Raw genomic sequence first — 20,505 nt, 5'->3', positions numbered from 1 at the left:
TCCCGTACTGATAACCAGATACTTTTCTGGCACAATTTTCGTTATTTTTGTATGGATGGAACGACAAAAGTTCCAAAAACAGAAATTATGCGCGCTACTTTTACCCAAATCAGCTTGTTTTTTCTTCTATTGATGGGTTTTCAGTCCCATGCTCAAGACATTAAATGGATTTCTTGGGATGAAGCAGTGCAATTGTCCCAGACAGATGCCAAACCCAAAAAGATATTCATCGATGTATATACCGATTGGTGCGGATGGTGCAAAAAAATGGACAAGGACACTTTTCAACATCCTGAAGTCTCCAAATACATGCAGGACAACTTCTACATGGTTAAATTGGACGCTGAGGGCAAAGACCCTATCGAATACCAAGGAAAAACCTTTAAGTTCGTTCCTTCGGGCCGAAAAGGCTACCATGAATTGGCCGCAGCACTGCTACAGGGCAAACTGAGTTATCCTACCGTAGTTTTCTTGGATGAGCAACGAAACATGCTCTCCCCTGTGCCCGGTTACCAAAAAGTGGAGCCTTTTATGCAGATTGCCCGCTATTTTGGCGACAATATCTACAAGGACAAAGATTGGCAGACCTATGCCGGAAAATAAGGACGTTCCCTTTTCCCAGCATTTCACTTTACTAACCCTTTACCGACTATAATTAGGACTTTCGTTGGTGATGGTCACATCATGTGGGTGGCTCTCGTGGATACCGCTTGAGGTGATTTTGACAAACCGTCCTTTCTCCTTCAGGTCGTCAATGTCCTTGGCCCCACAATACCCCATTCCGGCCCTCAATCCACCAATAAATTGGTGCATGCTCTCGTATAGGTCACCTTTATAGGGTACACGTCCCACAATGCCTTCCGGCACCAGTTTCTTGATATCGTCCTCCACATCTTGGAAATAACGGTCCTTACTGCCCTCTTTCATGGCTTCCACAGAACCCATACCGCGATAGGATTTGAATTTTCGGCCTTCATAAATAATGGTCTCCCCTGGGGATTCCTTGGTGCCTGCCAACAACGAGCCCAACATGACCGTGTCAGCTCCGGCAGCAATGGCCTTGGGAATATCACCCGTATAACGGATTCCTCCATCGGCAATCACGGGAACGCCACTGCCTTTTATGGCCGCAGCCACTTCCAATACCGCGGAAAACTGTGGAAAACCGACCCCGGCCACCACTCGGGTGGTACAAATGGAACCTGGCCCAATCCCTACTTTTACGGCATCTGCCCCAGCTTCCACCAAATATTTGGCCGCTTCTGCGGTGGCAATGTTGCCCACGACCACCTCAAGTTCGGGATATGTCCTTTTTACCTCTTTCAAAATACCGATCACACCTTTGGTGTGCCCATGGGCCGTATCGATGATGATGGCGTCGACACCTGCATTGACCAAGGCCCCTGCCCTGTCCACGGCATCAGCGGTAACACCAATGGCAGCAGCGACACGCAACCGACCGTACTGATCCTTGTTCGCAATGGGTTTTTGGGTAAGCTTGGTAATGTCCCTGAATGTGATCAAACCGATAAGTTCGTCCTTATCATTGACCACGGGAAGTTTTTCAATCTTGTTTTCTTGAAGAATCACTTCGGCCTGTTCCAAAGAGGTTCCTTCTGCAACTGTGACCAAATTTTCGGAGGTCATGACCTCTGCTATGGGACGATCATTGTTCTTTTCAAAACGAAGGTCACGGTTAGTGACAATCCCCAACAATTTTTTGTTTCCGTCCACAATCGGAATTCCGCCGATACTGTGCTCTTTCATGCTTGCCTTGGCATCTCGGACCTTGGATTCCAAAGGAAGGGTCACAGGATCCATAATCATGCCGCTCTCCGCCCTCTTCACTTTTCTCACCTTGAGCGCTTGTTGCTCAATGGTCATATTTTTATGGAGCACACCGATACCACCCTCCCTAGCCATCGCAATAGCCATTCGTGATTCGGTCACCGTGTCCATGGCCGCAGAAACAATGGGCACATTGATGGTGATGTTCTTGGTGAATTTTGACTGGATATTGACTTCCCGGGGAAGTACTTCGGAATAAGCGGGCACAAGAAGAACGTCATCATAAGTAAGTCCTTCGCCGACAATTTTGTTTAGGTGGGCTTCCATTGCAATTACGGATTAATTGCGTGCAAATATACCACTATTTTTATTGAATACACCCTCTTGCTGTCTCAGACATTTTTTTTGGCCCAGAAATTTCAATCCAATTATACTTATTTAGACTTAATATAAATAATTATTATCTTTATGGTCCAATACAAGAATTTATGTGCAGATCCTTGAATACTTTGAGCCGTTCCAAAAATGGAATATTGACCTTTTGCAACCATAGCAAACTGTTCCAATTGATTTTCAACAACCTGTGCTTTGAGCTGTATGAATGGGAACTTGAGGCCTTGAAGGAATACATTGGCCAACTGGACATTGCCTATTGGGAAAGCCATCTGAAGCATTGGGCACATCAACGCAGAATTCCCATTTCAGTGGGGAAAAAACATTTCATCATTTTGGTGAACCGGGAAGAAGTCCATGAAATCATGAACCTGCTTTGCTATGAAAAGACCAAAATTGAACTATTGGATTATCAGGATATTGATTATCAATTTATAGAAAACTGACCCCTATTCCACCTTTGGTGGTTTTAAGCATTGCCAAAGGACCAAACAGGCTGCCCCTGTAAAGCTTAGGGTCATCAATGTCCCCGAAAAAATCACCACATACTTGAACCAACTGATCCCGATCCACATCAGATAAATTCCCCCGAAGGTCAAGATGACCGAAAGAAAAGGCTCTATGGTCAGCAAAAGTTTCCACTTTTTGGGTGCTTTGGAGATCCATACCAACCCGCCCAGCAAGAAAAAAATCAATGACATGGAAAGGATATGGGTGTGCACAATGGTGAGCATTTCCCTATCCCCTTTCTTGAACTTCATCTCGGTGGCCTCTTCATCATCCTCGTTGCCCAAGTAGTTTTCCTCTATTCCTGCCGGTGTGGTGGATTCTGTCTCTTTGATGAACAGTAGGCCCGTGAAGAACCCAACGGAAAGTATCACCACAAAAGTGGCTATGAAAAATCGGATTTCTTTGGGAAAAGTCGCCAGCAGACCATTGTATGTCATTGTGGTGCGTATTAGCTGCCCAAATATATTGATTTAGACTGAATAAAAAGATGAACGCAGGGCAGTGCCCTCAATGATACACAGAGAATAGCTCCGTAGCCTTGTTGAACGCAGCCTCAAAAACCATCCAATTCACTCCGGCATCAGCTTTTTCTGCAGTAAAGTAAGACAACATTTTTTCGGTGGGCATGTTCCCTGTGAGTTCATCCTTGGCCATGGGACAGCCTCCAAACCCCTGTATCGCACCATCAAAACGGCGGCATCCAGCCTTGTATGCGGCATCCACTTTCTCATGCCATTGGGTAGGCGTGGTGTGCAGGTGCGCCCCAAATTCAATATCCGGATATTTGGGGATCAAATTGGAAAAAAGATAATCGATCACTTCCGGGGTAGAACTTCCAATGGTATCCGAGAGGGAAAGAATGCTGGTCCCCATGGCTGCCAACCGTTCGGTCCACTCCCCCACGATTTCCACATCCCAAGGGTCCCCATACGGGTTCCCGAACCCCATGGAGATATAGGTGACCACTTTTTTGTCGTGGGTACGGGCAAGGTCCAGTATTTCCTTCAAGGTTTCCACGGACTGCGCAATAGTCTTATGGGTGTTCCGCATCTGAAAGTTTTCAGAAATGGAGAACGGAAAACCCAAATAGTCTATCGGGCCATGCTGACAGGCATCCTCTGCTCCCCGAACATTGGCAACAATGGCCAGAAGTTTACTTTTGGTCCGCGTGAGGTCCAACTGGGCCAATACCTCGGCCGTGTCCTGCATTTGCGGAATGGCCTTGGGCGACACAAAACTGCCAAAATCAATGGTGTCAAAACCGCAACCCAGCAAGGATTGGATATACTTCACCTTTTCCTTGGTGGGAATGAAGGTCTTTATACCCTGCATGGCGTCCCTCGGACATTCTATGAGTTTGATCTTTGACATAGGCTCCCGTAAAAATAGCACTATTTATCCGATAGCAAGAGGTAAACGGCAATGCCGGAAAAAACGATGATCTGTACCCATTTTAGGTAAAACCCGACCTTGTTATAGCCTTTTAAATAATTGGAAATACTTCCGGCCAACAGGGCAATGGCCCCAAAAATGATGAGGGCGGACAGCATGAACAGGAGACCCAGCACATAAAACTGCACCACTGGGTCCAATTCCGTACTGAAGAGGAATCCAGGAAAAAAGGCCAGAAAGAAAATCGTCACCTTGGGGTTGAGCACGTTCATTGTAAAACCCCTCCAAAAGAGATTCTTTGGACTTTTGGCCGCTTTTTTGTCCTCCAATAGGATATCACCATCACTTTTGAAAACTTTATAGGCCAGATAGAACAGGTAAATCGCCCCAAACAGCTTTATGCCAAAAAAGAGGGCATCACTACGTTTGATGATCTCCGAAACCCCGAAGGCCAACAATGTGGTGTGCACCAAACAGCCGCTCACCAACCCTAAAACGGTTGCCAGTCCTGCCCTGACCCCATTTGAAATACTTTGGGTAAGCACAAAAATATTATCAGGCCCAGGGGAAATGGCCAAAGCGGAAGAAGATAGCACAAACCCAATAAGGATGGGATAGTTTATGGTCTCTCCGCTAAATAAAAGTAAGCTGTGCATGGGTTTTAGGTAGTCCGCTCCAAAATGGCCTTGTTGATTTTCTTGACAAGACCGGGACCCTCATAAATGAAACCGGTGTACAATTGTATGAGATCGGCACCCGCATCCAATTTTTCCAGAGCATCCTCAGGCGAATGGATACCGCCCACCCCAATGATCGGGAAGGCCTTGTTGCTCTTTTCGGATAAAAAGCGGATGACCTCGGTGCTCCTGTTGCCCAAAGGTTTACCGCTGAGCCCGCCTTGTTCTTCGGATAGGATCAAATGCGACTTCAATCCCTTTCTTTCGATAGTCGTATTGGTGGCGATCACCCCATCGATCTCAGTAATCCTTACAATGTCGATGATATCTAAAAGTTGGTCGTCGGTAAGGTCCGGCGCAATCTTGAGCAAGATGGGTTTTTCCTTCTGTACCAGTTTTTTGGCCTGTTTGCTGTTCTGCCGTTTCAGCTTTTTCAAGAGATCTGTCAGCGGTGCTTTGTCCTGAAGTTCACGAAGCCCGGGGGTGTTGGGCGAACTCACATTCACCACAAAATAGTCCACATGTTCAAAAAGTGCCTCAAAACAGATCAGGTAGTCCTTTATGGCATCCTCATTTGGGGTCACCTTGTTTTTGCCAATGTTGCCTCCTATGATGACACGATGTTTTTTTTTCAATTGCTCTACGGCCTCAAAAACCCCTTTGTTGTTAAAACCCATCCGGTTGATGATGGCCTTGTCCGCCAACAAACGAAACAACCGCTTTTTGGGATTCCCGTCTTGCGGCTTGGGGGTCACTGTACCGATTTCCACAAATCCAAAACCAAAATCGGAAAATTCGTTGTACCGTCTGGCATCCTTGTCAAAACCAGCCGCTAAACCCACTGGGTTCTTGAACTTTACACCAAACACCTCTCGCTCCAGCTTGGGGTCGTCCAGCACAAATGATTTTCGGAAGAACCGGTTGAGTCCCAGTTTTGAAAAAACCCCAATCGCCCCAAATGTGAAGTGGTGGGCCGTTTCTGCATCAAATAAAAAAAGTACCGGTCGGATGAGGATTTTGTACATTCAAAATTGGTTTGGACAAAAATAAAAACTCTTAAAAAAGTTTTCTGCTATTCGACTATTTTTCGTCAATCGACCTGTTTACATGGATAGGACGCAAGGCAAGCTCGTTGCAGAAGCCCAAGTAGCGCTGGTATTGCTTGTCATTGAAAATGGTCAGCAACCTTTTGTCCATCATGCGCACGTTCAGGAACATGCTATCCTGGATGGCCCTGTACTGCTTGGAGACTTCCAACAAGACTTCAGGGGTACTGTTCTCGTTCTTTTTCATCAAATATTCGGCCTTTTCCCTCAAAATATCATTCCGCACCTTCAGTTCGGCCGCCCAACTTTTGAGCTTTTCCTGCTGCTCCTCGTTCAACTGGAAAACTTGGACCATGGTGTCTCCGTCAGGTCCACCTACACCCAAAATACAATCCATCTGGGCCGACCCATAAAGACCCGATATCAAAAAAAGATAAAAAATCACCCTTTTCAATGAAAGCTGGTTTTTAAAAGTTCGGGAAAGATACTTTTTTAAACCATTTGTTTTTTAATTTAACCCTCGAATATGCGTTATTTTTGGTGAAATCCCTGCTATGGAAAAACTATTGCCCCGATTTCTTGAGTATGTGACCACGGACACCCAGAGTGACCCTTACTCCAAAACCACTCCGAGCACTGAGAAACAATGGAACCTGGCCAAAAAACTGGTCATGGAACTGCATCAAATTGGTTTGCAAGAGGTTTCCATCGATGAAAATGCCTATATCATGGCCACTTTGCCCAGCAATGTGGACAAAAAAGTACCTACCATCGGCTTTATTTCCCATATGGACACCTCCCCAGACTTTTCAGGGAAAAATGTAAAACCGCAGGTCATTGAAAATTATGATGGCAAGGACATTGTGCTGAATAAGTCAAAGAACATAGTACTGTCTCCCGATTATTTCGAAGATCTGTTGCAATACGAAGGCCAGACCTTGATCACCACCGATGGCACTACCCTTTTGGGTGCCGATGATAAGGCGGGAGTGGCCGAAATTGTCACGGCCATGGAATATTTGGTGCAGCATCCTGAAATCAAACATGGCAAGATCCGTATCGCCTTTACGCCCGATGAAGAAATTGGCAGGGGAGCACATAAATTCGATGTGAAAAAATTCGGGGCCGACTGGGCCTATACCATGGATGGGAGCCAAATTGGCGAACTGGAGTACGAAAACTTCAATGCGGCCAAGGCCAATATCACTTTTACGGGCAAAAGTGTGCACCCAGGCTATGCGAAGAACAAGATGGTGAACGCCATCGGCATTGCCAATGAATTTATGAGTCTGCTACCCGTACGCGAGGTTCCCGAACACACCACGGGCATGGAAGGTTTTTTCCATGTGCACAAGATCAAAGGGGAAATTGAAAAAGCCGAAATCGAGCTCATCATCCGTGACCATGATGCCGTCCATTTTGAGGCCCGAAAGGAATTATTGAAGGAAGTTGTGGACAAGCTCAACCAGAAGCATGGCGATTATGTGGATTTGGTCATTGAGGACCAATACCGCAACATGCGTGAAAAGGTAGAGCCCGTTTTTCATATAGTGGAGATTGCCGAAGAGGCCATGAAGTCGGTGGGCATTGAGCCCATCATCAAACCGATCCGAGGTGGTACAGATGGATCCCAACTGAGCTTTATGGGGCTGCCCTGCCCCAATATCTTTGCAGGCGGACATAATTTCCATGGAAAGTATGAGTATGTTCCTTTGGAAAGCATGCAAAAAGCTGTCGAGGTGATTGTAAAGGTGTGTGAACTCACTGCCCGTCAAATCAAATAGGATGGAAAAGGCCAAAAAACTGGAAACCTATTATGAAAAAGAGCATCCTTTTAAGGATGGCATAGCTCGTCTACGGGAGTTGGCCCTGCAATCCGGGGCAGAGGAGAATTTTAAATGGAGCATCCCTGTCTATACCTTGAGCGGCAAGAATGTGTTCGGCATCTGCAAGTTCAAATCCTATTTTGGGGTTTGGTTTTTTAATGGTGTGTTCTTGAAAGACCCCAAAAAGGTATTGGAAAATGCCCAAGAGGGAAAAACCAAGGGCATGCGGCATTGGAAATTCAACTCCATGGAGGAACTGGATGAAAAAGGGGTGTTTGCCTATATGCTGGAAAGTCTGGAAAATCAAGAAAAAGGATTGGAGGTAAAAGCGGGGAAAACTTCGAAAGTGCTCATTCCTGAACAGTTGCAAGCTGCATTGGACCGGAATAAGGCCTTACAATCCAGTTTTGAAAAATTCACCCCATATAAACAAAAGGAGTTCTGCGAATACATCACCGAAGCCAAGCAGGAAGCCACCAAATTGCGTAGGTTGGAGAAAATTCTTCCCCTCATCGAAAAAGGGGTTGGGTTGAATGATGGGTATCGATGATCTGCACTGTAGCCAATTTAAATCATAATTGAAACACCAAAATCCATGGAACCCATCAAAAGAACCCTCGAAGAACAACGAACCGAATTTAAAAATGGAAAGTTTCTGGCCACACCCTTGGCAGGTCTGATAGCTTGGACACTGGTTGGAATTTCCGGTATGCTATTTCCTGATCAGACCACGGTTTGGGTGCTGTTCATTGCAACGGGCTGCATTGTCTATCTGGGGATGTTCATTTCCAAATTTACCGGGGAGGATTTCCTCGATAAGCAGAAACCCAAAAATGAGTTTGACACCCTCTTCTTTTACACGGTCGGGCAAGCGGTCTTGGTCTATTCCATCGCGATTCCATTTTTCCTTGAGGACTACACTTCCCTGCCACTAACCGTAGGTATTCTGTCCGGGCTGATGTGGTTGCCGTTTTCGTGGATGATCAACCATTGGGTCGGAATGTTCCATGCACTGACGAGGACCGTTTTGGTGCTTGTGCTATGGTACCTGTTTCCTGAACTTCGGTTTATCACCATTCCCTTTGCGATTGTTTTGATCTATATCCTCACCATCATCATCCTAAGGAACCGAAAGAAAGCATAGTTTGCTTCATTTTTGAAACCACTCCCATTTTGATGGTCCGTTTCCTATCGCTATTTGGGCATCCGTCAATCACATGGTGCATTCGTAAATTTCAATTGGAGTTTTAAGCAAAAACCCATTAACCTTATTCCTGTTGCCGACAGGGATAATTTGAGCAACAAATGAAAAAGAGATTAATATTTTACAATTTGACCTTTTTAATTGTGCTGAATTCCTGTTGTTTCGGAACGAATGAAAATCATCTCGGGAATAATATCTATCCATCGGAATATGATAATGTGGACAGACGAATTTTATACAAAAAAGAAAAATGTGCAAATACAGGAACAGAAATAGTTCCTATGACAGTATTGGAAATATCTCATAATTCTGAATGGATTATAGTAAAATCTGGAAATAAAAGAGTGGAATCGGAATTTAAATATTGGGTGATAAAGAACAATTACAACCGATCACCAAATTCTGAAACCATTAAAAAAAACACGTTTGAATTTAATGACCATACTTTATTTAAAGACTTTTTGGTTGAAAAAATATAAAGTTGGAATTGAATAAAATCGACTGAAATAAAAAACTGTGTCTAAAAATGTGTTTAAGCACAATAATAACTGAATCAGATACATCAGCAGAAAGTACTCTACTGAGGCTTACAAAAAAACCGATAAGTGTCCTCTTAAAAAAACTCCTTTATTTCAAAAAGTATAGCCTACCCCATCTTCGGAAACTCCCACCCATTGTGGTACTCCTTGGTCAAAAGGACATCGGCTTCGGCATGGTTGAACTTCCCTTTTTCGGCATCCCAAAACAGTCGGTCGCCGGTTTTGTAAGCAATGTTGCCCATGTGGCTCACCATGGCGGCATCATAGCCAATTTTGATGGGAGCGTTCAAGAGGGTCTTGTCCCTTTTTTTCACGGCATCGAGAAAGTTGATGGTATGCAGGTCCAATCCGTTGGCATCCACCTGCTGTAGGGGAACCGCTTCTATTTTGGGGCCAAGGTCTTGGCTCCAATCAGGTCTGTTGCGTTCGGGGATCACTTCCCAGCCCCCACGGTCCAGCACCAGAGTCCCATTGTTCCCGATAAAGGCGATACCGTGGTTCCGTCCATAATTTCCGCCATCAATGCCGGTGGCGTGTTCCCACAACAGGGAAAAACCATCAAATTCATAAACGGTCTGGAGGGTGTCGGGAGTTTCGGAAGCATCATCGGGGTAAGCGAACTTACCGCCCATGGCCATCACTGATTTAGGCAACGAGGCTTTCATGCCATAGAGCGCATAGTCAATGAGGTGCACGCCCCAATCGGTCATCAGTCCGCCTGCGTAGTCCCAAAACCACCTGAAATTGAAATGGAACCGATTTTCATTAAAAGGTCGGTCCAGTGCCGGTCCGAGCCACATTTGGTAATCAACACCTTTAGGTGCGGTTCCGTTGGGCTGCACGGGAACAGGCTTCATCCATCCTTGATAGGCCCAGGTCTTCGCCAATCGTATCTGTCCCAGCTTCCCAGAGTGTACATAGTTTATCGCATCCACAAAATGGGGCTGGCTCCGCTGCCACTGGCCTATCTGTACCATGCGGTCACTGGCATCCACCTTGGCCAACATGGCCTCGCATTCGGCCACGGAATTGGCAATGGGTTTTTCGCAGTAGGCATCTTTTCCTGCATCAATGGCATCGGTGAGTTGCAGGCAATGCCAATGGTCGGGCGTACCGATGATCACCATGTCCACATCCTTGTCCTCCAACATTTTGCGGTAATCGGTATACCACTTTGGTTTTTTGATGCCCCCTTTTTCAAGGTCTGCCGTTCTTTGCGCGAGCACATTTTCATCGACATCACAAAGGGCCACCACTTCTACCTCACTGTTTTTCAAGAGGGACAATAAATCCGTGAAACCCATGCCTTTGCAGCCGATGAGCCCTACCTGTATCTTATCGTTCGGGCTTATGGTTCTTCGTATGGTTGCCAACATTTCCGCGGGAAACAGAAACGAAGTGCCCAATCCGGCCATACCCAATGTGCTTCTTTTTACAAATTGTCTGCGTGTACCCATTTTTTTCAAATTTGGGATAAGGTACAAAAAAACGTCCCTCGAAAATGAAATTTCCGAGGGACGGTTATTGGTAAAAGGTGCGTCTTTTGACTATGCCTTACTTTCTGGAGTAACGTTCAACTTCTTGCTCATTTCCATGGAAATGGCCGATCGGTCAAACTTTAGGCGGCCGGCCATGGTTTCGATGACACAGGAAAAATCCTTGTCGTTCAATTCCACGATCTTGCCGTGAAGCCCACTTTTGGTGATGATCTTATCACCTTTTTTCAGCTCCGTGGTAAATTTTTTCTCATCCTTCTGACGTTTGATCTGTGGGCGGATCATAAAGAAATAGGCCACACCAAAAATCAATATCAGGGGCAAAAACTGTTGTAAGTTTTCCATTTAGGTATTTTACTTATTTCACAGGGCCGGCGGGCACTGCGTTCTTAGGATTAACAAATGCTTTGATCCTCAAGATCTCTGAACCCTTGGCCGTATTGGCAGTGACCGTGATGGTCTTGGTCACTTGGTTTTGTCCAGATCCATTGAACTTCACCAAAAGCTCGCCTGTTTCTCCAGGAGCAATAGGTTCTTTAGGTGGATCGGGGACAGTACATCCGCAGCTGCTCTTTGCATCGGTGATGATCAAAGGGGCATTGCCCGTGTTGGTGAACTTGAAGATGGTTTCTTGGGGGGTTCCTTGCTCAATGGTTCCGAAATCATGCTCAGACTTTTCAAAAGTCATTACCGGAACCAATTTTTGTGCCTCGTCCCTGGAAGTGGCATTCTCAACATTGTCCGCAACTATTTTGTTGGAGGCCTTGTCCTTGCAGGAAACACCCACCAGGGCCATAGCGAAGACCAAGCTAAAAAGTGTTGTTATTCTTTTCATGATAAAAATTTGTTTTCCCAAAAATAATCAATTATTGTTTATTGCAGCCCTCTTCCTATTTTTTGCAATCTGCCCTCTGTTTTGTATTCCTTGGCAAGTTTGTCCAGAACCCCGTTAATGAAGATGCTGCTCTTGGGTGTCGAATATTCCTTGGCTATTTCCAAATACTCGTTCAAGGTCACTTTTTCTGGAATGGATGGGAAATTCAGCAGCTCACAGATGGCCATTTTCAGGATGATGGAGTCGATCTCCGCTATCCGGTCGTTGTCCCAGTTGGGGGTCTTCCCCTCTATCTCTTTTTCCCATTTGGCATCATTGAGCAAGGTCTTCGTCAAGAGGTCATTGGCATAATCCATGTCCTGGGCGTCCTTGAGCAGGGCGGGCAAAAAGAACTTGTCGCCCGAATTTTCGGTGGCTTTCTTCAATCGTTTTACCAGGTAGGTGTTCACAATGGGAAAATCATCGACCCATGTAAGTTTATCGTCCTCGAAGTATTCGTAGATCTTTTCGTTGGGGGCAATTATTTCCTTGAACAGTTGGATGATCACGTCACGATCGTTCTCATAACTGTCCTTCGCATTGGTCATATACTCCTTGTAAATATCGCTCGCCACAATTTCCTTGTAGAGGATTTTGATATACTCCTCGTTCAAGTACCAATTGTTCAGTTTTCTCTTGGAGAGTTCGTTCTTTAGGGAGGCATTGTTCGCTATTTGGAGCAACAAGCGGTTCTTTGTGAATTTTTCCCGATCGGGGTAGTTGTCCTCCTCAGTGGCCACATACTTTTTGGATGCATGTCCCACGTGTTTTTCGGCCATTCGGTGCAGTTCGGCCAAAAGGCTCAAAATAAGGAGGTAGAGCACGTACATGTTTTCTATGCTCATTCTTAGGAATTTTTCCTGCTTCACCAAGGAATCGTCCTTGGACTGGATCAGTGCATAGATACACTGCATCACTTTTACTCTGATATGCCTTCTGGTGAGCATTTGTAAAGAACTTTTAAAGTCGTTGATTGGCTTTCACGCCACAAAAGTAACCTTATATTTCAATCTTACCTACCAAAGTTGCTTTCTTATCAGTTTTATAACATTTTGTTTGTATGCTATGCCATATATTTGCTTGATTGTCCCGTTGCATTGACAATCAAAAACCGTCTTTCCCTTTTATGAAGGAGCTAAAACACCTTAACAAATACTTTAAAAAATACTGGTTCAAGTTGCTGATCGGGGTGCTGATCACCATTATAGCCCGTATTTTTTCCCTGATCATGCCCTCCTATGTGAACAAGTCCATTCAGGCCGTGGAGGAGTTTATGGCGGACACCATTTCCCTTTCCGAGGCCAAGGGCATGCTGTTGCAATACATCCTGGTCATTGTGGGAGCGGCCCTGCTCTCCGCCCTTTTCACTTTTTTGATGCGACAAACCATCATCAATGTATCGCGTTATATCGAATACGACCTGAAGAACGAGGTCTTTGACCATTACCAATTGCTCAGTCTCAATTTCTACAAAAAAAATAGGATAGGCGACCTGATGAACCGCATCAGCGAGGACATCAACCAAGTGCGGATGTATGCCGGACCTGCGATCATGTATGGCATCCAGACACTCACCCTTTTTGTCTGTCTTGTGCCATTGATGTTCATAAAAGCGCCCACCTTGGCGGCCTATACCCTATTGCCTTTGCCCATCTTGTCGGTTTTGATCTATCAGATCAGCAAGGTGATCCACAAGCGCAGCACCAAGGTGCAGGAATTCCTGTCCACATTGTCCACGTTTACCCAAGAATCCTTTTCCGGGATTTCGGTGATCAAGGCCTATGGCATAGAGCCCCGAATCAATGCGGAGCTTAGGGTACTGGCCAATCAAGGGAAGGACACCAGTATGTCCCTTGCCAAAGTGAACGCTTGGTTCTTTCCACTGATGATCTTATTGATCGGTATCAGCAATATTTTTGTGGTCTATATCGGTGGCAGACAATATATTAACGGCGACATTGAATCCATTGGGGTGATCGCGGAATTCATCCTGTACGTGAACATGCTCACCTGGCCCGTGGCCATTGTGGGGTGGCTCACGTCCATCATCCAAACGGCAGAGGCCTCCCAAAAGCGGATCAACGAATTTTTGAAGGCGGAGCCTTCCATCAAGAACGAAGTGCTCCAACCCACGGTCATTCATGGTGATATTGAGTTCAAGAACGTGACCTTCACCTATGAGGACACCGACATAACCGCGCTTAAAGACATTTCCTTCAAAGTAAAGGCCGGACAGACAGTGGCCATTCTGGGCAAGACCGGATCGGGAAAATCCACCATCTTGGATTTGGTGGCACGGTTGTACGATGTCACTTCGGGCGAGGTATTGATCGATGGGGTGCCCGTACAGAAACTCAACCTGAACAGCCTACGGAATTCCATAGGTGCCGTTCCGCAAGATGCCTTTCTTTTCTCCGACACCATTGAGAACAACATACGCTTCGGCAATGAAAATGCCTCCCATGATGAAATTGTGGCCGTTGCAAAAAAAGCCGTGGTGCACAAGAACATAGAAGGGTTTGCCAAAAAATACGATACCATCCTAGGAGAACGGGGCATTACCCTGAGCGGGGGGCAGAAACAACGGGTATCCATTGCCAGGGCATTGCTCAAGAACCCACAGATCTACCTGTTCGACGATTGCCTATCCGCCGTGGACACCGAGACCGAGGAAGAAATCCTGAACAACCTGAAAAAAGTGTCGGAGAGCAAGACCACCCTCATCGTGAGCCATAGGGTATCCTCTGCAAAAAATGCCGACAAGATCATTGTGCTGGACAATGGCAAAATAATACAGGAGGGCTCCCACCAAGAGCTGAACGCTGTGGATGGCTACTATAAGGAACTCTATCTCAACCAACTTTCGGGCAAAGAATGATAAAAAACTTGCTGAATTAGCATTTTTTTTACATTTTTGGTAGTGTAATTCAACATTGTTCTAAATACACTATACCATATGGGCGAGAAAGATATAATGGATCAGGAAGAGATTTACTCGAAAGTTTTAAGGGCCGGAAGAAGAACTTACTTTTTTGACGTGAGGAGCACCAAGGCAGGTGATTATTACCTGACCATCACCGAAAGCAAAAAGTTCACCCATGACGACGGTTCCTTCCATTACAAGAAACACAAGATCTATCTCTACAAGGAAGACTTTACTGCCTTCAAGGAGATCATGGATGAGATGATGGATTACATCATCGATGAAAAGGGACAGGAAGTGATATCCGAACGCCATCAGAAGGATTTCAAGAAGGAAGAAGAGACCACGGTAAACGAAAACGGTAGTACTCCCGAAAGTTTCACCGATGTAGATTTTGACGACATCTAGGAGTCACCCATAAAAAAACAGAAAACGGCCTGCCATTCCGCAGGCCGTTTTTTATTTTTATACCACAAAAAGCAGCACACATGGCAAGGACACCCAGCAATATGCTCCCTTTGGGGACAAAGGCACCCGATTTTGAACTTTGGGACACCGTTTCGGAGAAAAACCTGTCCCTAAAAGCTATACATGGTAACAAGGGCACGGTGATCATGTTCATCTGCAACCATTGCCCCTTCGTAATCCATGTCAACCCCAAAATCTCAGAGCTCGCCCGGGAGTATCAGGCCAAGGGAATCGGTTTTATCGCTATTTCCAGCAATGATGTGGTCAACTTTCCACAGGATGCCCCTCATTTGATGAAAGAGAAAGCAAAGGAAGAGGGATACACCTTTCCCTACCTGTATGATGAGACCCAAGAAGTGGCAAGGGCCTACGATGCGGCCTGCACGCCCGACCTTTATCTCTTCGATGCCGATCTGGAATTGGTGTACCGCGGACAATTGGACGATTCAAGGCCCGGCAATGGGATTCCATTGAGCGGAAACGACCTGAAAGACGCCATGGATGCACTTTTGGAGGGCAATACCATCGACCCCAACCAAAAACCGAGTATAGGCTGCAACATTAAATGGAAAGAAGCATAGTTTGAGTAAGTTTCCGTAACCGTCCCAATCTACCAGCCCTCCCGCTGTACCAAATTGGCAATATGCGCAAAATGGTGGTTACTATGCCAAGCATAACGCCCTATGTTCACTTCCAAAGTGGATTCCATATTTCCATCGGGGTGGATGAATTTCCGCTGCAGGTCATCCTCAGAAAGACCTTTCAACAGATAGACCAATTTGGCATGCACCGCCCTTAGATGGTCCAGGGACATTTGTATGGGCGCCGTTTTGGAATCGAAAAGATTGGCCCAGGCTTTTTCGTCATACGGTTTTATGACAGGATTGTTTTCGGTAAGTGCCCATTTGAACCGAATGTAACTGTTGTGGTGGCTATCGGATATATGGTGCACCAATTGCCTCACCGTCCACCCGCCGGGCCTGTACGGGGTTTCCAATTGATCATCCGTAAGTGGGGTGACCAAATCCTGCAAACGCTGGGGCAAGTGCTCCAGGATACTGATCCATTCTTCCAATTTTTCCTTCGTGATGGCGGATGGGACCTCAAATTTCCCGATCGGGTAACGCAGTTGTTCCAGTTGATTGTTTTCCATGGTATAAAATTAATAAACAATGGGTCGCAAAAAGAAGCGTGACATTTCCAAAGGGGCATAAAAATCAATTTTAATACACTTTTAACTGAAATTAAATGATGTCATTGATTTATCTACTAAATTTGTAGGATATTGATTTATCAACTTAAAAACAAGACATATATGGCAACTCTAAGATTGGGCGATACCGCTCCCGACTTTACGGCAGAGACCTCTGAAGGAACCCTTAATTTTTATGAATATCTGGGCGATGGTTGGGGCATTTTATTCTCGCACCCTGCTGATTTTACGCCTGTTTGCACCACCGAACTGGGCACTGCTGCCAAATTCAAGGATGAATTTGACAAAAGGAACGTGAAGATGATGGCCCTTAGCGTGGATGGTGCCGCCTCACACAAGGAATGGATCAAGGACATCAACGAGACACAGCACACGACCGTGAACTTCCCTATTGTAGCGGATGAGGACAGAAAGGTTTCCGACCTTTACGACATGATCCACCCCAATGCCAACGACACCCTTACCGTACGTTCGGTGTTCATCATCGGTCCGGACAAGAAGGTGAAGTTGACACTGACCTACCCTGCATCCACCGGGCGTAATTTTTATGAGCTGCTCCGAGTGGTGGACTCCCTGCAACTGACCGCCAACCATAAAGTGGCCACTCCCGCCAATTGGGAACATGGACAAAAAGTGGTGGTGAGCCCGGCGATACCCACCGAGGAAGCCAAGGGAATATTCACCAAGGGCGTGGAGGAAGTAAAGCCCTATCTGCGCCTGACCCCTGACCCTTCTGCTTGATTTTTCAATAAATTTGCGAAAATTCCTAATTATCAAGAAATTAAATGTACCTTTGCCCCTGATTTAATTTTTTAATTTTTATTATGAGTAAAGGAACAGTAAAATTCTTCAACGATTCTAAAGGCTATGGCTTTATCACTGAAGAAGGTTCAAACGCAGATCACTTTGTACACGTTTCAGGTTTAATCGATGAAATCAGAGAAGGTGACGCTGTAGAATTCGAACTACAGCAAGGTAAAAAAGGATTGAACGCCGTTAACGTACAAGTTATAGATTAAGGTACCAGCACACTTTTTTATACATCAGGCCCGGGCAATTGCCCGGGCCTTTTATTTTTCTTCCCTTTTTGACGCAACCATTCCATTTTTCCTTATCTAAAGGTTGAGATTGACATAGTTCCCCACAACCTTTAAACCATGAATACATGAACACTTTTTTTGGAGTATTGTCTTTTCTTTTGGTCGTCAACGCACTTTTGTTGGTGCTCAGCGTTAACGGATCTAAAAAATGATTTCAAGGTTCTGGGCAATAGGTAGGGTATTTTACCGTTCAATTGTTACGTAGTAAACAGCATAACCATGAATACCTTTTTTAGTATTTTGCTTCTTTTGCTTGCCCTAAACCTTTGTCTGCTTCTGGTAAGTGTGAACCGTACCAAATAAAAAAGCTCCCTTTTTCGGAAGCTTTTTTTATTATTGTCACTGCTGTAACGGTTACTTCACCGCCATCAACTCCACATCGAAGATAAGGGTGGCGTCCGGGGGAATCACCCCGCCGGCACCGGCACTACCGTAGGCCAAATGTGATGGAATCACAAAACGCCCCTTGTCCCCTACACTCAATAAGGCGATACCTTCTTCCCAACCTGGGATTACCTGACCTATGCCCAAGGTAAAGTCGATAGGCTGCTTTCTTTTATAAGAGGAATCAAAAACTTGCCCATTGGAAAGACTGCCCTCATAGTGCACGGACACGATTTTTCCATTCTCGGCCTTGGCCCCGTTTCCTTTTTGGACAATCTTGTACCTGAGTCCGCTCGGTGTCTTTTCAAAACCTGCGGCGAGTTTTTCCATTTCGGCCTCTGCCCTGGCCTTGGCCTCTGCAATACGTTTTTCCCTGGCTCCTTCGAATACCCTAAAGGCCTCGATGGCGTTCCAGTTCTGGGCCTCATCGCCCACCCGTACAATTTCCAGACTTTCTATTTGGTCGCCCTGGGCGATGGCATCCACCACTTCCTGACCCTGCTCCACAAAACCGAAAACGGTGTGCTTGTTGTCCAACCAAGGGGTCGGACCATGGGTGATGAAGAACTGGCTCCCGTTGGTGCCCGGTCCTGCATTGGCCATGGAGAGTACGCCAGGCCCGTTGTGGACAAGTTCGGGATGGAACTCGTCATCAAACTTATAGCCGGGGTCGCCAGTGCCTGTGCCCAGTGGGCATCCGCCCTGTATCATAAAATCGGCTATGACACGGTGGAACTTCAATCCGTCGTAATAGGGCTTGCCCTGGGGCCTTGCCGTGTTTTCCATGTTGCCCTCGGCGAGTGCAACAAAGTTGCCGACCGTTCCCGGCGTCTTGTCATGGGTGAGTTTCACCAGTATTTCCCCTTTTGGGGTATTGAACTTTGCATAGATTCCGTCTTGCATGTCTTTTTTATTAGATGATTAATCGATTTTCAATGCCCGGAGTTTTTCCAAGGTTGCAAAGGTAGGGGTTTTATGGGGCAATACCTCGCCGAATTGCCTGAATTGGGCCGTCCCTCAATCATCGAAAGGACTTGTGACGTTCAGCAGGGCAGGTTCAGAAACTTGGGTGTAGATCATGGTGGTCTTGATGGAACTGTGTCCCAAAAGTTTTTGGATGACCCTGATATCCGTTCCTTTTTCCAGTAAATGGGAAGCATAACTGTGGCGAAGGGTATGGGCCGTGATATGCTTGTCGATCTTTGCCCTCCTTGCCGCCGATTTCAACAACTTGTTGAAACTGGACGAGGTGTACTTCCCCCCCTTTTGCCCCTCAAACAAATAATTCTTTGGCACAAATTCCCTATAATAATCCCTGAGCATGTGCAGCACCTTGTGCGAAAGTGGGACTATCCTATCCTTACCCCCTTTGGCTGCTTTGATGTGGACGACCATGCGTGTGGAATCTATGTCGGCGATTTTCAGGTCGATGAGTTCTCCTACCCTTAATCCAGTACTGTAAACAAGAGCTATCATGCATTTATGCTTACCATTGTTCGCCTTTTCTATGATCTTTTCCACGTCGCTCTTTGCGATGATGACGGGCAATTTTCCGGGTTTTCTGCTGGGGAACAAAAGCTCTAGGTTTATGGATTGTCGGAACATCTCACGATAATAGAGCTTGAGGGCCATGGCAATCTGCTTTTGATATGAATAGGAGACTTTTTTGGTGTGCACCATATGGTAAAAGTAGCGGTGGAGTTCAGTCTCATCCACCTGGTCCAAAGACTTGCCAAAGAAGTGCCTTGCCATTTTCACGATGGAGGCATAGCTATCTATGGTATTCTTACTATACCGTTTAACTTCCAATATTTTCACAAAATCGAGAACTGACATGATCATGTGAATATACCTAATTCCTGCGGAAAAGTACTATATTTATGACAATGCAAAAGGGATATAGGGAAAGTTCTTTGTATCCAATAGTTATAAGCCATAAAAACAAATTACTATGAAAAAAAGAGTCTCAATTTTAATATTATTTGTAATAATCTCCAGCAACGTTATTTATAGCCAACATTTCGTTGCTACACCAATTGAAATATCTAGAGGAGGAGGATCGCAAACATCATTTATTACCAATCATCATAACCCTTGGATTTGGAGTACTAAAAACGGAACAAACTTACTCTATCCTTTTACAGAATCCGCTGGTTTGGGTCATCTAGTAATACAACCTCGAACTTCAGCTTTAAGAGATATTCTATTTGTTACGGGTAATGGAGATGATATTAGAATGGTCGTTAAAGGAAACGGATATATTGGAATTGGGACTACAAACCCTGATATGAAACTAACAGTTAAAGGGAACATTCATGCCGAAGAAGTTAAAATTGATCTTAGTGTTCCTGCACCTGATTATGTGTTTGAAAATGGATATAATCTAAAAACTATTGAGGAATTAGAAAAATACATTATTGAAAATGGTCACCTTCCTGAAATACCATCTGCAAAAGAATTTGAGCAAAATGGGATTATGCTTGCAGAAATGAACATGAATCTTTTGAAAAAAATTGAGGAATTAACTCTATACACTATTGCTCAACAAAAAAAAATAGAAAGACTAAAATTATTAGAGAAAAGATTGGCTCAAATTGAAAAATTACTCGAATTGAAAAATTAAAACGGCTTATAACAAAGTATCCTATGAAAAGCCCTAGTCCAGTTCTTTA

At 45.2% G+C, this 20,505-nt stretch carries 25 protein-coding genes; 12 read left to right on the top strand and 13 right to left on the bottom strand.

Annotated features, from left to right (window positions below):
- Positions 1–87: 87 nt before the first annotated feature.
- Positions 88–603, top strand: a complete 516-nt coding sequence (locus tag FOT42_RS12125; protein ID WP_151890843.1) for a thioredoxin family protein — start codon at positions 88–90, stop codon at positions 601–603.
- Between the two features lie 39 nt (positions 604–642).
- Here FOT42_RS12125 and guaB read toward each other — a convergent pair whose 3' ends face one another.
- Positions 643–2,115 (bottom strand): IMP dehydrogenase, encoded by a 1,473-nt coding sequence (gene guaB, locus FOT42_RS12120; protein ID WP_151890842.1) that lies wholly within the window; start codon positions 2,113–2,115, stop codon positions 643–645.
- A gap of 161 nt (positions 2,116–2,276) precedes the next feature.
- Here guaB and FOT42_RS12115 point away from each other — a divergent pair, with 161 nt between their 5' ends.
- Positions 2,277–2,627, top strand: coding sequence for a DUF6686 family protein (locus FOT42_RS12115; protein WP_151890841.1), 351 nt, complete (start codon positions 2,277–2,279; stop codon positions 2,625–2,627).
- Positions 2,628–2,630: 3 nt separating this feature from the next.
- On the opposite strand, the gene FOT42_RS12110 is transcribed toward FOT42_RS12115, so the two are convergent.
- The 5 genes from FOT42_RS12110 to FOT42_RS12090 form a co-directional block, all read right to left on the bottom strand.
- Complete coding sequence (locus FOT42_RS12110; RefSeq protein ID WP_151890840.1) at positions 2,631–3,128, bottom strand: hypothetical protein; 498 nt, start codon at positions 3,126–3,128, stop codon at positions 2,631–2,633.
- A gap of 70 nt (positions 3,129–3,198) precedes the next feature.
- Positions 3,199–4,062, bottom strand: coding sequence for a hydroxymethylglutaryl-CoA lyase (locus FOT42_RS12105; protein WP_151890839.1), 864 nt, complete (start codon positions 4,060–4,062; stop codon positions 3,199–3,201).
- Positions 4,063–4,082: 20 nt separating this feature from the next.
- Positions 4,083–4,739, bottom strand: coding sequence for a LysE family translocator (locus tag FOT42_RS12100; protein WP_151890838.1), 657 nt, complete (start codon positions 4,737–4,739; stop codon positions 4,083–4,085).
- A 5-nt stretch (positions 4,740–4,744) separates the two neighbouring features.
- The gene (locus tag FOT42_RS12095; protein ID WP_151890837.1) at positions 4,745–5,785 is read right to left on the bottom strand and encodes a quinone-dependent dihydroorotate dehydrogenase; all 1,041 of its coding nucleotides are present in this window, start codon (positions 5,783–5,785) and stop codon (positions 4,745–4,747) included.
- A gap of 55 nt (positions 5,786–5,840) precedes the next feature.
- Positions 5,841–6,260 carry a hypothetical protein gene (locus FOT42_RS12090; RefSeq protein ID WP_151890836.1) on the bottom strand — a complete coding sequence of 140 codons (420 nt, stop codon included), beginning with the start codon at positions 6,258–6,260 and terminating at the stop codon, positions 5,841–5,843.
- Positions 6,261–6,360: 100 nt separating this feature from the next.
- On the opposite strand from FOT42_RS12090, the gene pepT reads away from it, so the two are divergent.
- The 4 genes from pepT to FOT42_RS12070 all read left to right on the top strand — a co-directional run bounded on the left by pepT (position 6,361) and on the right by FOT42_RS12070 (position 9,315).
- Positions 6,361–7,590, top strand: coding sequence for a peptidase T (pepT, locus tag FOT42_RS12085; protein ID WP_151890835.1), 1,230 nt, complete (start codon positions 6,361–6,363; stop codon positions 7,588–7,590).
- Position 7,591: 1 nt separating this feature from the next.
- Positions 7,592–8,182, top strand: coding sequence for a YdeI/OmpD-associated family protein (locus FOT42_RS12080; RefSeq protein WP_151890834.1), 591 nt, complete (start codon positions 7,592–7,594; stop codon positions 8,180–8,182).
- A gap of 45 nt (positions 8,183–8,227) precedes the next feature.
- Positions 8,228–8,776 carry a DUF7010 family protein gene (locus FOT42_RS12075; RefSeq protein ID WP_151890833.1) on the top strand — a complete coding sequence of 183 codons (549 nt, stop codon included), beginning with the start codon at positions 8,228–8,230 and terminating at the stop codon, positions 8,774–8,776.
- 161 nt (positions 8,777–8,937) lie between these two features.
- Positions 8,938–9,315 (top strand): hypothetical protein, encoded by a 378-nt coding sequence (locus FOT42_RS12070; RefSeq protein WP_151890832.1) that lies wholly within the window; start codon positions 8,938–8,940, stop codon positions 9,313–9,315.
- Positions 9,316–9,482: 167 nt separating this feature from the next.
- Here FOT42_RS12070 and FOT42_RS12065 read toward each other — a convergent pair whose 3' ends face one another.
- The 4 genes from FOT42_RS12065 to nusB all read right to left on the bottom strand — a co-directional run bounded on the left by FOT42_RS12065 (position 9,483) and on the right by nusB (position 12,692).
- On the bottom strand, positions 9,483–10,832 hold the full coding sequence (locus FOT42_RS12065; RefSeq protein ID WP_151890831.1) for a Gfo/Idh/MocA family protein: 1,350 nt from the start codon (positions 10,830–10,832) through the stop codon (positions 9,483–9,485).
- 90 nt (positions 10,833–10,922) lie between these two features.
- Positions 10,923–11,216: a preprotein translocase subunit YajC gene (gene yajC / locus FOT42_RS12060; RefSeq protein ID WP_151890830.1), complete on the bottom strand. Its 294-nt coding sequence runs from the start codon at positions 11,214–11,216 to the stop codon at positions 10,923–10,925.
- Positions 11,217–11,229: 13 nt separating this feature from the next.
- Positions 11,230–11,706, bottom strand: coding sequence for a DUF1573 domain-containing protein (locus FOT42_RS12055; RefSeq protein ID WP_151890829.1), 477 nt, complete (start codon positions 11,704–11,706; stop codon positions 11,230–11,232).
- Between the two features lie 38 nt (positions 11,707–11,744).
- Entirely contained in the window at positions 11,745–12,692 is a 948-nt protein-coding gene (gene nusB, locus FOT42_RS12050) for a transcription antitermination factor NusB (protein ID WP_151890828.1), read from the bottom strand.
- A gap of 179 nt (positions 12,693–12,871) precedes the next feature.
- Between nusB and FOT42_RS12045 the strand changes: the two genes are divergently transcribed.
- From FOT42_RS12045 to FOT42_RS12035, 3 genes are all read left to right on the top strand, one after another.
- Positions 12,872–14,623 carry an ABC transporter ATP-binding protein gene (locus tag FOT42_RS12045; protein WP_151890827.1) on the top strand — a complete coding sequence of 584 codons (1,752 nt, stop codon included), beginning with the start codon at positions 12,872–12,874 and terminating at the stop codon, positions 14,621–14,623.
- 78 nt (positions 14,624–14,701) lie between these two features.
- The gene (locus tag FOT42_RS12040; protein WP_151890826.1) at positions 14,702–15,076 is read left to right on the top strand and encodes a PUR family DNA/RNA-binding protein; all 375 of its coding nucleotides are present in this window, start codon (positions 14,702–14,704) and stop codon (positions 15,074–15,076) included.
- Positions 15,077–15,156: 80 nt separating this feature from the next.
- The gene (locus FOT42_RS12035; protein WP_151890825.1) at positions 15,157–15,717 is read left to right on the top strand and encodes a thioredoxin family protein; all 561 of its coding nucleotides are present in this window, start codon (positions 15,157–15,159) and stop codon (positions 15,715–15,717) included.
- Between the two features lie 29 nt (positions 15,718–15,746).
- Here FOT42_RS12035 and FOT42_RS12030 read toward each other — a convergent pair whose 3' ends face one another.
- A complete protein-coding gene (locus FOT42_RS12030; protein ID WP_151890824.1) occupies positions 15,747–16,289 on the bottom strand; it encodes a YfiT family bacillithiol transferase in 543 nt (180 codons plus the stop codon).
- A gap of 162 nt (positions 16,290–16,451) precedes the next feature.
- On the opposite strand from FOT42_RS12030, the gene FOT42_RS12025 reads away from it, so the two are divergent.
- Together FOT42_RS12025 and FOT42_RS12020 are read left to right on the top strand one after the other, a co-directional pair.
- On the top strand, positions 16,452–17,090 hold the full coding sequence (locus tag FOT42_RS12025) for a peroxiredoxin (RefSeq protein WP_151890823.1): 639 nt from the start codon (positions 16,452–16,454) through the stop codon (positions 17,088–17,090).
- 83 nt (positions 17,091–17,173) lie between these two features.
- Positions 17,174–17,368, top strand: coding sequence for a cold-shock protein (locus FOT42_RS12020; RefSeq protein WP_072877311.1), 195 nt, complete (start codon positions 17,174–17,176; stop codon positions 17,366–17,368).
- Between the two features lie 435 nt (positions 17,369–17,803).
- On the opposite strand, the gene FOT42_RS12015 is transcribed toward FOT42_RS12020, so the two are convergent.
- Both FOT42_RS12015 and xerA read right to left on the bottom strand, forming a co-directional pair.
- Positions 17,804–18,736 (bottom strand): peptidylprolyl isomerase, encoded by a 933-nt coding sequence (locus FOT42_RS12015; RefSeq protein ID WP_151890822.1) that lies wholly within the window; start codon positions 18,734–18,736, stop codon positions 17,804–17,806.
- 114 nt (positions 18,737–18,850) lie between these two features.
- Entirely contained in the window at positions 18,851–19,669 is an 819-nt protein-coding gene (gene xerA / locus FOT42_RS12010; RefSeq protein WP_192938388.1) for a site-specific tyrosine recombinase/integron integrase, read from the bottom strand.
- A 115-nt stretch (positions 19,670–19,784) separates the two neighbouring features.
- On the opposite strand from xerA, the gene FOT42_RS12005 reads away from it, so the two are divergent.
- Positions 19,785–20,456, top strand: a complete 672-nt coding sequence (locus FOT42_RS12005; protein ID WP_151890820.1) for a tail fiber protein — start codon at positions 19,785–19,787, stop codon at positions 20,454–20,456.
- Positions 20,457–20,505: the final 49 nt, after the last annotated feature.

It is taken from the genome of Flagellimonas hadalis, from assembly GCF_007785775.2.
In the GTDB taxonomy this organism is placed as follows: Bacteria; Bacteroidota; Bacteroidia; order Flavobacteriales; family Flavobacteriaceae; genus Flagellimonas; species Flagellimonas hadalis.
Note: the sequence above shows the minus strand (reverse complement) of the source record. Positions and strands in the feature narration are given on the sequence as shown.

Excerpts from the sequence above, each read along its gene's own strand:
- FOT42_RS12125 (WP_151890843.1), top strand. The coding sequence starts at position 88 with ATGCGCGCTACTTTTACCCAAATCAGCTTGTTTTTTCTTCTATTGATG.
- guaB (WP_151890842.1), bottom strand. The coding sequence starts at position 2,115 with ATGGAAGCCCACCTAAACAAAATTGTCGGCGAAGGACTTACTTATGAT.
- FOT42_RS12115 (WP_151890841.1), top strand. The coding sequence starts at position 2,277 with ATGTGCAGATCCTTGAATACTTTGAGCCGTTCCAAAAATGGAATATTG.
- FOT42_RS12110 (WP_151890840.1), bottom strand. The coding sequence starts at position 3,128 with ATGACATACAATGGTCTGCTGGCGACTTTTCCCAAAGAAATCCGATTT.
- FOT42_RS12105 (WP_151890839.1), bottom strand. The coding sequence starts at position 4,062 with ATGTCAAAGATCAAACTCATAGAATGTCCGAGGGACGCCATGCAGGGT.
- FOT42_RS12100 (WP_151890838.1), bottom strand. The coding sequence starts at position 4,739 with ATGCACAGCTTACTTTTATTTAGCGGAGAGACCATAAACTATCCCATC.
- FOT42_RS12095 (WP_151890837.1), bottom strand. The coding sequence starts at position 5,785 with ATGTACAAAATCCTCATCCGACCGGTACTTTTTTTATTTGATGCAGAA.
- pepT (WP_151890835.1), top strand. The coding sequence starts at position 6,361 with ATGGAAAAACTATTGCCCCGATTTCTTGAGTATGTGACCACGGACACC.
- FOT42_RS12080 (WP_151890834.1), top strand. The coding sequence starts at position 7,592 with ATGGAAAAGGCCAAAAAACTGGAAACCTATTATGAAAAAGAGCATCCT.
- FOT42_RS12075 (WP_151890833.1), top strand. The coding sequence starts at position 8,228 with ATGGAACCCATCAAAAGAACCCTCGAAGAACAACGAACCGAATTTAAA.
- FOT42_RS12070 (WP_151890832.1), top strand. The coding sequence starts at position 8,938 with ATGAAAAAGAGATTAATATTTTACAATTTGACCTTTTTAATTGTGCTG.
- FOT42_RS12065 (WP_151890831.1), bottom strand. The coding sequence starts at position 10,832 with ATGGGTACACGCAGACAATTTGTAAAAAGAAGCACATTGGGTATGGCC.
- yajC (WP_151890830.1), bottom strand. The coding sequence starts at position 11,216 with ATGGAAAACTTACAACAGTTTTTGCCCCTGATATTGATTTTTGGTGTG.
- FOT42_RS12055 (WP_151890829.1), bottom strand. The coding sequence starts at position 11,706 with ATGAAAAGAATAACAACACTTTTTAGCTTGGTCTTCGCTATGGCCCTG.
- nusB (WP_151890828.1), bottom strand. The coding sequence starts at position 12,692 with ATGCTCACCAGAAGGCATATCAGAGTAAAAGTGATGCAGTGTATCTAT.
- FOT42_RS12045 (WP_151890827.1), top strand. The coding sequence starts at position 12,872 with ATGAAGGAGCTAAAACACCTTAACAAATACTTTAAAAAATACTGGTTC.
- FOT42_RS12040 (WP_151890826.1), top strand. The coding sequence starts at position 14,702 with ATGGGCGAGAAAGATATAATGGATCAGGAAGAGATTTACTCGAAAGTT.
- FOT42_RS12035 (WP_151890825.1), top strand. The coding sequence starts at position 15,157 with ATGGCAAGGACACCCAGCAATATGCTCCCTTTGGGGACAAAGGCACCC.
- FOT42_RS12030 (WP_151890824.1), bottom strand. The coding sequence starts at position 16,289 with ATGGAAAACAATCAACTGGAACAACTGCGTTACCCGATCGGGAAATTT.
- FOT42_RS12025 (WP_151890823.1), top strand. The coding sequence starts at position 16,452 with ATGGCAACTCTAAGATTGGGCGATACCGCTCCCGACTTTACGGCAGAG.
- FOT42_RS12020 (WP_072877311.1), top strand. The coding sequence starts at position 17,174 with ATGAGTAAAGGAACAGTAAAATTCTTCAACGATTCTAAAGGCTATGGC.
- FOT42_RS12015 (WP_151890822.1), bottom strand. The coding sequence starts at position 18,736 with ATGCAAGACGGAATCTATGCAAAGTTCAATACCCCAAAAGGGGAAATA.
- xerA (WP_192938388.1), bottom strand. The coding sequence starts at position 19,669 with ATGTCAGTTCTCGATTTTGTGAAAATATTGGAAGTTAAACGGTATAGT.
- FOT42_RS12005 (WP_151890820.1), top strand. The coding sequence starts at position 19,785 with ATGAAAAAAAGAGTCTCAATTTTAATATTATTTGTAATAATCTCCAGC.